Origin of the sequence: Dermacoccus abyssi (assembly GCF_003515945.1) — a bacterium.
GTDB classification, from domain to species: Bacteria; Actinomycetota; Actinomycetes; order Actinomycetales; family Dermatophilaceae; genus Dermacoccus; species Dermacoccus abyssi.
On record NZ_QWLM01000016.1, the window covers coordinates 59281 to 66622 of the forward strand.

Below are 7342 nucleotides of genomic sequence, written 5' to 3' on the forward strand. Positions count from 1 at the left end.
AGTTCCTGCTCGGTTCGTTAGGCTCGGAGGTGAGCGGCCATCGCGTCGCACACAGCCTGCGGTCGAACGACGTGACCGTTCCCCTCACTGCATCGGAGAGATTCTGTGGCAACCATTGAAAGCATCGGCGCATTCGAGATTCTCGACTCGCGCGGCAACCCGACAGTGAGCACGGTCGTCGTGCTCGACGACGGCTCCGTCGGTGAGGCGGCCGTTCCCTCGGGCGCTTCCACCGGTCAGTTCGAGGCCGTCGAGCGTCGTGACGGCGACAAGGGCCGCTACCTCGGCAAGGGTGTCCAGAACGCGGTCAACTCGGTCATGGAGGAGATCCAGCCCGAGCTCCTCGGCGCCGAGGCCGACGACCAGCGCCTCATTGACGCCGAGATGATCGCTCTCGACGGCACGGACAACAAGGGCAAGCTCGGCGCGAACGCCATCCTCGGCGTCTCGCTCGCCGTGGCCCGCGCGGCCTCCCAGTCGGCAGGCCTGTCGCTCTACCGCTACGTCGGTGGCCCGAACGCCCACGTCCTGCCGGTTCCGATGATGAACATCCTCAACGGTGGTTCGCACGCCGACACGAACGTCGACATCCAGGAGTTCATGATCGCCCCGATCGGCGCCGAGTCGTTCAGCGAGGCGCTGCGCATGGGCACCGAGGTCTACCACGCGCTCAAGGCCGTGCTCCACGACAAGAAGCTCAGCACCGGCCTGGGCGACGAGGGCGGCTTCGCTCCGGACCTCGACTCCAACCGCGCTGCGCTCGACCTCATCGTCGACGCCATCAAGAAGGCCGGCTACGTCCCGGGCAAGGACGTTGCGCTCGCACTCGACGTCGCCGCGTCCGAGTTCTGCGAGAAGGGCATGTACACCTTCGAGAAGAAGAAGCGCGACGCCAAGTGGATGACGGACTACTACGCCGACCTCGTGAAGTCCTACCCGCTCGTCTCCATCGAGGACCCGCTGGACGAGGAGGACTGGGAAGGCTGGGCCCACATCACCGAGACCCTCGGTGACAAGGTTCAGCTCGTCGGTGACGACCTCTTTGTCACGAACCCTGAGCGTCTCCAGCGCGGTATCGACACGAAGACCGGCAACGCGCTGCTCGTCAAGGTCAACCAGATCGGTTCGCTCACCGAGACGCTCGACGCCGTCACGCTCGCGCAGACGAACGGCTACCGCTGCATGATGTCGCACCGTTCCGGTGAGACGGAGGACACGACGATCGCAGACCTCGCCGTCGCCACGAACTGCGGCCAGATCAAGACGGGTGCGCCGGCTCGCTCCGAGCGCGTCGCGAAGTACAACCGTCTGCTGCGCATCGAGTGGGAACTCGACGACGCCGCGGTGTACGCCGGCCGCAGCGCCTTCCCGCGTTTCGCAGGTAACTGAGCGGTTTGAAGCCGAAGAAGTCCCGCACCTCCCGTTCCGCCGCACGCGGTGGAACGGGAGGTGCGCGTCCTGCCCCGAACAGCCGCCCGGCACGCTCGGGGCATGACCGTTCGCGCCCGAGCGGCTCGACGCGCCCCAGCCTGCGTCAGCAGTTCGATGCGCCCATCGAGCGTCGGCGTCGGGCGAACCCGCGCACGGTCCGCCGTGCTCTTGCCCTCGGTGCGCTCTTCGCGCTCATGCTCGTCGTCCTGACGCCCACGCTGCGCAGCTACCTGCAGCAGCGCAGTGAGATCGCCGACCTGCGCCAGCAGAAGATCGACGGTCAGAAGCGGGTCGAGGCGCTCGAGGCGCAGAAGAAGCGCTGGGAGGATCCGGCGTACATCAAGAAGCAGGCGTCGCAGCGCCTCGGCTACGCCATGCCGGGGCAGAAGGTGACGGTCTACGTCGACGACCGCAACAAGCCGCATGCGGTGACGAAGTCCACGGGCGTCGCGAACGCGACGACGTTGTCGAGTCGCCCCTGGTACGGCCAGCTGTGGGGTTCGGTGAAGATGTCGTCCGACGAGAGTCAGCAGGGGAAGAAATGAGTGAGATCAGCTCGTCGGTGAGCGCCAGCGACACCGCGGCCATCGAGCGCCAGTTGGGGCGTGTGCCTCGCGGAACCGTCGAGGTCGCGGCGCGTTGTGCGTGCGGTTGCCCGACGGTGGTGCGCACCTTGCCGCGGCTGCCGGACGGAACCCCGTTCCCCACCTCCTTCTACGCCACGTGCCCGCGCCTGACCGGTGCCATCTCCACGCTCGAATCGCAGGGCGTCATGAAGGAGATGACCGACCGTCTTGCCGAGGACGAGGAACTTGCGGCCTCCTACCGCCGCGCGCACGAGGACTACCTGGCGCGTCGCGCCGAGCTCGGCGAGGTTCCCGAGATCGACGGCATCAGCGCCGGCGGTATGCCGACGCGCGTCAAGTGCCTCCACGTGCTCGTGGCGCACTCGCTCTCCGTCGGCCCCGGCATCAATCCGCTGGGTGACGAAGCCATCGCCTTGCTCGGCGACGACTGGTGGAAGAACGGCTGCTGCGGCGCAGTGCCCGCCGAAGAGGGGAAGTGACGATGCGCGTCGGTGCGATCGACTGCGGGACCAACTCGATCAGGCTTCTCGTCGCCGATCGTGACGGTGAGAACCTCACGTACCTCGCTCGCCGCACTGAGATCGTTCGCCTCGGCCAGGGTGTGGACGTGACCGGGCGTATCACCGACGAAGCGATGGCGCGCACCCTGCTCGTCGCGCGTGAGTACGCCCAGATCTGCCGCGAGCACAACGTGGACGCCGTGCGCTTCGTCGCGACGTCGGCGTCGCGTGACGCCGAGAACGCCGGCGAGTTCGTCGACGGCGTTCGATCGGCGTTCGGTTCCTACGACGTCGTGCCCGAGGTCGTCTCGGGGCACGAGGAGGCGTCGCTCAGCTTCACCGGTGCCACGGGGCCGCTGCGCGCGCAAAACGCAGATGCGCCCTTCCTCGTCGTCGACCTCGGGGGCGGCTCGACGGAGCTGGTGCTCGGTACCGACGACGTCGCGCAGTCGATCTCGCTCGACATCGGCTCGGTGCGCATGACGGAGCGCCATCTGCGTTCCGACCCACCGACTGCCGCAGAGATCGAATCGGCGATGGTCGACATCGACGCCGCGCTCGACGAGGCCGAGAAGATCGTCGACCTGTCTGCGGCGAAGACGTTGGTCGGCCTTGCCGGGTCGATCACGACCGTCACAGCCCACGCGCTTGGCCTGTCGTCTTACGACTCGTCGCGAATCCACGGAGCGGAACTCACGCTTGAGCAGGCGCTCACCTCGTGTGACGCCCTGCTCGGCGCCGGCCGCGACGAGCGGGCGGTGTACGGATTCATGCACCCTGGGCGCGTCGACGTCATCGGAGCGGGAGCTCTTATCTGGCGAGCCGTGGTGCAACGCGTCGCTGCACGCGCGGGGCTCACCGAGGTGCGCACGAGCGAGACCGACATCCTCGACGGCATCGCCCTCAGCATCACGGCCTGAGCGCTCATTCGTCGCACGGAACGGGAACAACCGATTCGCAGCGTTCGTTGACGCAGTCAAACATCTCGACGGCTAACTGCCCGACAGCTCCGCCCGACGGCCGGTGAGCACCCTCTCGCTACGATGGGGTGCCCTCGTAGCCCAACGGCAGAGGCAGGCGACTTAAAATCGCTGTGTTGCGGGTTCGACTCCCGTCGAGGGCACCAACCATTTCGTCCCTGGAGGGCACATGGCCGGTAATCCGGTTTTCAGCAACTTCGACAAGAACCTGCGTTCTGGTCAGTACGCCGGCTTCGGCTCCCAGCAGCAGGGTGCCCAGCCGGGTTACGGCCAGCAGCAGTTCGGCCAGCAGCCGGGTTACGGCCAGCCGGGCTTCCAGCAGCGGCCCTACGGTCAGCAGCCGTTCGGTCAGCAGGGCTTCGATCAGCAGTACGCGCCGCAGGCGCCGATGCAGCAGAGCAGCGGCCGCAGCATGACGATGGACGACGTCGTCATGAAGGCGATCGCCCTCTTCGGTCTGCTCATCGTCGTGGCAGGTGGCTCGTGGGTGTTCGCCCAGCGCGCCATCGACTCGCAGCAGAACACCACCGTGCTCGGCCTCTGGGCCGGTGGCGCCATCGTCAGCCTCGTCCTGTCGCTCATCATCGCCTTCCGCAAGACGATCTCGGTGCCTCTGATCATCGCCTTCACCCTCGCTGAGGGTGTGTTCGTCGGTGCCGTCAGTGCGTTCTTCAACACGGCTTACCCGGGCGTCGTCGTCCAGGCCGTTCTCGCCACGCTGTGTGTGTTCGCCGGTGTGCTTCTCGGCTACAAGACGGGCCTCATCCGCGTCACGGCTCGAAGCCGCCGCATCTTCATGTACATGCTCATCGGTTACATGCTCTTTGCGCTCGTCAACTTCGTGCTCGTCCTGACGGGCCTGCAGGAAGGCTTCGGCATCGGCGGCTCGGGACCGCTCGGCATCGCGATCTCGATCTTCGCCGTGGCTCTCGCGTCGTACTCGCTGGCCATCGACTTCGACTCCATCTCGGACGGTGTGCGCGCCGGCGTCCCGGAGAAGACCTCCTGGCTGCTGGCCTACGGCCTGCTCGTCAGTGTCGTCTGGCTCTACATCGAGATGCTGCGCCTCCTGGCGCGTCTGCGTGACTGACACCCAGGCTGTGAACGACCCGTTCGAGGTGGAACTCGAGCGGGTCGTTCGGCGTTTGCGCGCCCTCAGCCCCGGTGACGAGGCTGGGCAGGGCAGCTCTTGGCGGAGTTCGCTGGGCTCGCTTGTCCAACGCCTGGGCGATGCCCACGCAGATGCGGCGGGCATCGAGCGTCGTGAGGTCCCAGGCGCTGGGGGAGCCGACGTGGCCCCTGCCCTCCTCGCCGAGATGCTGCGCGCCGTCTCGTTCGACGCTGCGCAGGTCAAGGACATCCACGGCTTCGCAGCGGAGCTGGCCGCCGTCCGACGCTCGCTCTGACGCGAGTCCCCGATCGGCGGGCTCTCGTGGGCTCGCGAGGGCAAGGGAACCGAGGGTCGACACGCTTGTGCTGTGGCCCATACGGCGCTCGCCGTTCCCTTTTGGCACTCTCGAGGAGTAACCATGGCTTCGCGCCTCAGCCCGTACCTGCAGTTTCGTGACACCGCCCGTCAGGCGCTGGAGTTCTACCACGGCGTCCTCGGTGGAGACCTCACGCTCTCCACCTTCGGCGACATGGGCGTCGAGGGCCAGGAGGCGCACAAGATCATGCACGGCATGCTGACGACGACGGACGAGTTCGTCCTCATGGGCTCCGACACCCCTGAGGAGATGAAGTACACGCCGGGCGGCAACATCTCGATCAGCCTCACCGGCGACGACGCCGAGTCGTTGCGACGCTACTTCGCCGACCTCTCCGAAGGTGGCGACGTGACGATGCCGCTCGCCGTCCAGATGTGGGGCGACGAGTTCGGCATGTTCACCGACAAGTTCGGCACCCGCTGGATGGTCAACATCGCCACGTCCGAGCACCGCGACCAGGCCTGAGCCTCACGTCACGAGAGAAGCGGCCGGCGCCCCATCGGGGACGCCGGCCGCTTCTGTCGGTATCAGAGCGATTAGTTGAGGCGCTCGTAGATGATGGCCATGCCCTGGCCGCCACCGACGCACATCGTCTCGAGACCGAACTGGCCGTCGCGGGCCTGCAGGCCGTTGAGCAGCGTCGTCGTGATGCGTGCACCCGTCGAACCGAAGGGGTGACCGAGCGCGATGGCGCCACCGTTGACGTTGAGCTTGTCGAGGTCCATGCCGAGGTCCTGGGCGCTCGGCAGAACCTGGGCGGCGAAGGCCTCGTTGATCTCGTAGAGGTCGATGTCACCGATGCTCATACCGGCGCGGGCGAGTGCCTGCTTGCTCGCCTCGACCGGGCCGAGGCCCATGATCTCGGGGGAGAGGCCGGAGACGCCCGTGGAGACGACGCGGGCGAGCGGCTTGAGGCCGAGCTGCTGTGCCTTGACGTCGCTCATGACGACGAGGGCGGCAGCACCGTCGTTGAGGGGGCAGCAGTTGCCCGCGGTGACGGTGCCGTTCTCGCGGAAGACGGGGTTGAGGCCCTGGAGTGCCTCGAGCGTGACGCCGGCGCGGGGGCCGTCGTCCGTGGAGACGACCGTGCCGTCCGCCAGCGTGACGGGCGCGATCTCCCGAGCGAAGAAACCGTCGGCGATGGCCTTCTCCGCACGGTTCTGCGAGCGGACGCCCCACTCGTCCTGCTCCGCGCGGGAGACACCGCGGTAGGTGGCGACGTTCTCGGCCGTCTGGCCCATGGCGATGTAGACATCGGGCAGGAGACCCTGCTCGCGCGGGTCGCTCCAGGTTGCGTTCGTCTTCGCGGTCTCCGCCGTGCGGGCCATGGCGTCGGCGAACTTGGGGTTGAGGTCGCTCGAGTCCGACTCACCAGCGCCGGAGAAGTTGGTGTACTGCGAGACGCACTCGACACCGGCTGAGATGAAGACATCGCCCTCACCGGCACGGATGGCGTGTGCGGCCATGCGGGTCGTCTGAACCGAGGAGGCGCAGAAGCGGTTCACCGTGGCGCCGGGAACGTGGTCCATTCCGGCGAGAACGGAGACGACTCGCGCCATGTTGTTGCCCTGGCGGCCCGACGGCTCGGCGCAGCCGAGGTAGAGGTCCTCGATGAGTGCACGGTCCAGTTCGGGAACCTTGGCCAGAGCAGCCTCGACGACCTGCGTGGCCAGGTCGTCCGGGCGGACGTCCTTGAGGGAGCCCTTGAAGGCTCGTCCGATCGGGGTGCGTGCGGCAGAGACGATCACTGCTTCGGGCATAAAAACTGCTCCTTTGCATGGCGCCCCACAGGGCGCGCTGACGGGCATGCGCTGTCTCCGCGATTGTAGGCATCGGCACCGCCGTAGGCGCCCGAACGAGGTGGACGGACGGTGCCGCGAGGGGTTGTGCCGACCCGATTTGCAGGGACGCGGCTCGGTCGACTAGTGTTTACGGAGTCAGCCCGGAAGGGCATCGCGGCAGGAGCCGCTCACACTGACTGTTTGGTTGGTGGTTGAGTGTGCGGGTCGGGTGCTTGGGTTTGATGGATTTGTCTGGAGCCAAGTGCGCGAGATGAAGATCCTCACTGGTCACGGTTGTGGCGGTGGCGGGTTGGATTTGACGCCCAAGAGCCGGATGGATTAAGTTAGAGAAGTTGCCCCGGAAACGGGCCGCCACGCAGTGTGGGGCTTGTTGATGGTGTGTGATGGTGTTTTGAGAACTCAACAGCGTGCCGATGTGATCATCGCCAAACAACAGTATTTTGCTGGCCTTATGGCTGGTGTTGTTCTGGCTGATGTTTGATGGATGGATACAAGACACACGATCACCTTTTTGTGGGTGGTGGTGTGGTGTCACCGTTTGATTTCGGCTGGGAT

The 7342-nt window shown here is 66.4% G+C and carries 9 protein-coding genes and 1 tRNA gene; 8 read left to right on the plus strand and 2 right to left on the minus strand.

Features of this window, described 5'->3' with window-relative positions; translation table 11 throughout:
- The first annotated feature begins 105 nt into the window (after positions 1-105).
- The 8 genes from eno (at position 106) to D1832_RS12485 (ending at position 5450) form a co-directional block, all read left to right on the plus strand.
- Positions 106-1389: a phosphopyruvate hydratase gene (eno, locus tag D1832_RS12450; protein ID WP_118914429.1), complete on the plus strand. Its 1284-nt coding sequence runs from the start codon at positions 106-108 to the stop codon at positions 1387-1389.
- 5 nt (positions 1390-1394) lie between these two features.
- Positions 1395-1976, plus strand: coding sequence for an FtsB family cell division protein (locus D1832_RS12455; protein WP_118914430.1), 582 nt, complete (start codon positions 1395-1397; stop codon positions 1974-1976).
- Positions 1973-2497, plus strand: a complete 525-nt coding sequence (locus D1832_RS12460; RefSeq protein WP_118914432.1) for a DUF501 domain-containing protein — start codon at positions 1973-1975, stop codon at positions 2495-2497. The genes D1832_RS12455 and D1832_RS12460 overlap by 4 nt, the downstream gene beginning before the upstream one ends.
- Before the next feature lie 2 nt (positions 2498-2499).
- The gene (locus tag D1832_RS12465; RefSeq protein WP_118914447.1) at positions 2500-3438 is read left to right on the plus strand and encodes a Ppx/GppA phosphatase family protein; all 939 of its coding nucleotides are present in this window, start codon (positions 2500-2502) and stop codon (positions 3436-3438) included.
- Positions 3439-3568: 130 nt separating this feature from the next.
- A tRNA-Leu gene (locus D1832_RS12470) sits at positions 3569-3644 on the plus strand.
- Positions 3645-3667: 23 nt separating this feature from the next.
- On the plus strand, positions 3668-4588 hold the full coding sequence (locus D1832_RS12475; RefSeq protein ID WP_118914434.1) for a Bax inhibitor-1/YccA family protein: 921 nt from the start codon (positions 3668-3670) through the stop codon (positions 4586-4588).
- Positions 4581-4904 (plus strand): hypothetical protein, encoded by a 324-nt coding sequence (locus D1832_RS12480; protein WP_118914436.1) that lies wholly within the window; start codon positions 4581-4583, stop codon positions 4902-4904. The genes D1832_RS12475 and D1832_RS12480 overlap by 8 nt, the downstream gene beginning before the upstream one ends.
- A gap of 123 nt (positions 4905-5027) precedes the next feature.
- Positions 5028-5450: a VOC family protein gene (locus D1832_RS12485; RefSeq protein WP_118914437.1), complete on the plus strand. Its 423-nt coding sequence runs from the start codon at positions 5028-5030 to the stop codon at positions 5448-5450.
- Between the two features lie 71 nt (positions 5451-5521).
- Here the strand turns inward: D1832_RS12485 and D1832_RS12490 are convergent, their stop codons facing one another.
- Together D1832_RS12490 and D1832_RS15595 are read right to left on the minus strand one after the other, a co-directional pair.
- A complete protein-coding gene (locus D1832_RS12490; RefSeq protein ID WP_118914439.1) occupies positions 5522-6745 on the minus strand; it encodes an acetyl-CoA C-acetyltransferase in 1224 nt (407 codons plus the stop codon).
- Positions 6746-6914: 169 nt separating this feature from the next.
- The coding region (locus D1832_RS15595; RefSeq protein WP_206609401.1) for a hypothetical protein at positions 6915-7342 on the minus strand (428 nt) is incomplete at its 5' end.

Bases quoted from the DNA above. Each gene is read 5' to 3' on its own strand.
- D1832_RS12460 (WP_118914432.1), top strand. From the start codon at position 1,973: ATGAGTGAGATCAGCTCGTCGGTGAGCGCCAGCGACACCGCGGCCATC.
- D1832_RS12465 (WP_118914447.1), top strand. From the start codon at position 2,500: ATGCGCGTCGGTGCGATCGACTGCGGGACCAACTCGATCAGGCTTCTC.
- D1832_RS12475 (WP_118914434.1), top strand. From the start codon at position 3,668: ATGGCCGGTAATCCGGTTTTCAGCAACTTCGACAAGAACCTGCGTTCT.
- D1832_RS12485 (WP_118914437.1), top strand. From the start codon at position 5,028: ATGGCTTCGCGCCTCAGCCCGTACCTGCAGTTTCGTGACACCGCCCGT.
- D1832_RS12490 (WP_118914439.1), bottom strand. From the start codon at position 6,745: ATGCCCGAAGCAGTGATCGTCTCTGCCGCACGCACCCCGATCGGACGA.